This is a genomic window from Kitasatospora sp. NPDC057936 (assembly GCF_042887525.1).
In the GTDB taxonomy this organism is placed as follows: domain Bacteria; phylum Actinomycetota; class Actinomycetes; order Streptomycetales; family Streptomycetaceae; genus Kitasatospora.
The window spans coordinates 1-1,468 of sequence record NZ_JBHVPD010000210.1 but is presented as its reverse complement, the minus strand read 5'-3'; the positions used below and the strand labels follow the sequence as shown (position 1 = coordinate 1,468).

General features: G+C 69.2%; 1 protein-coding gene. It reads left to right on the top strand.

What is annotated here, in order from left to right:
- Positions 1-257: 257 nt before the first annotated feature.
- Positions 258-1,433, top strand: a complete 1,176-nt coding sequence (locus ACFVU9_RS45445) for an IS30 family transposase (protein WP_387603978.1) — start codon at positions 258-260, stop codon at positions 1,431-1,433.
- Positions 1,434-1,468 lie beyond the last annotated feature (35 nt).

The window sequence follows — 1,468 nt, the reverse complement described above, 5'->3', positions numbered from 1 at the left end:
GGCGGGCTCTAGCGATCCCCGCAACACCCTGAGTTCAGGGAGTTGCGGGGATCGTGGATTTTGAGGGCTTGAAGGCGAGGTTCTTCGAGGCGTTGGATCGGGAGAACGGCAGCGTTGTGGGGGCGGCCCGGGCGGTCGGGGTGAACCGGCACACGGCGGCCGGGTGGGCGCGCAGGGCCGGTGTCCGTGGTCGTGGGAAACCTGGCGCGAGTGAGCACCCGGGGCGGGCGGAGTACGACCGGCTTCGTGCGTCCGGGGTGCGACGACGGGATGCTGCCGCGCGGGTGGGGGTCCACGAGCGCACCGCCCGGGACTGGGATCGCGGAATCCGGAAGATCGGCGACGCGCGTCTGCACCCCGATGGGCGCCGCGTCGACTACAAGACGGGTGTGACCACCCTTGTTGTTGATGCCCAGCCGTCCCTTGCGGCGGTCGAGGCCGGGCTGCACGCACGGTATCTGACGGTGACCGAGCGGGAGTTGATCGCCGACATGCGTCGTGAGCGCCGGTCGCTGCGGGCGATCGGACGGGCGCTCGGCCGGCCCGCGTCCACCGTCAAGCGCGAGATCGACGCCCGGGCAGTCGATGGCGTCTACCAGCCGCATCGGGCCCAGCGGGCGTGGGCGAAGAGCCGGTCGCGCCCCAAGGGCTCCAAGCTCGCCCAGGACGGTCCGCTGCGCGAGTTCGTCGCGGGCAAACTGCAGGAACAGTGGTCGCCCGAGCAGATCTGTCACGCTCTGGTCATGGAGTTCCCCGACGACGACAGCATGCGGGTGAGTCCGGAGACCGTCTATCAGGCGATCTACGTCCAGGCCCGCGGCGGTCTGCGTCGCGAGGTCGCACTCGCACTGCGCACCGGGCGCACCCGCCGCAAGCCACACCGCAGTCCACAGCAGCGCACACCGCGGTTCGTCGACGAGATGGTGATGATCTCCGATCGCCCTGCCGAGGTCGAGGACCGGGCGGTACCCGGCCACTGGGAAGGCGATCTGATCGTCGGAGCCCTCAACGAGAGCGCGATCGTGACCCTGGTCGAGCGCTCCACCCGCTACGTCCTGCTCGGGCATCTGCCCGGCGGGCACACCGCCGTGGAGGTCCGCGACGTGCTGGTGCCCCTGATCCAGACCCTGCCCGAGCACCTACGCGGCTCGCTGACCTGGGACCAGGGCTGCGAGATGGCCGCGCACAAACAGTTCACCGTGGCCACGGGAGTGCCGGTCTACTTCTGCGATCCGCACTCGCCCTGGCAGCGCGGATCGAACGAGAACACCAACGGGCTGCTGCGGCAGTACTTCCCCAAGGGCACCGACCTGTCCGTGCACAGCACCGAAGACCTCGAACACGTCGCCCAGAAGCTCAACGGCCGACCACGCAAAACGCTCGGCTGGAGAACCCCAGCCGAGCGCCTGCGTGATCTACTGACGACCACGTAAGCCATCAGGTGTTGCGAGGACCCCAAGAATCCGCC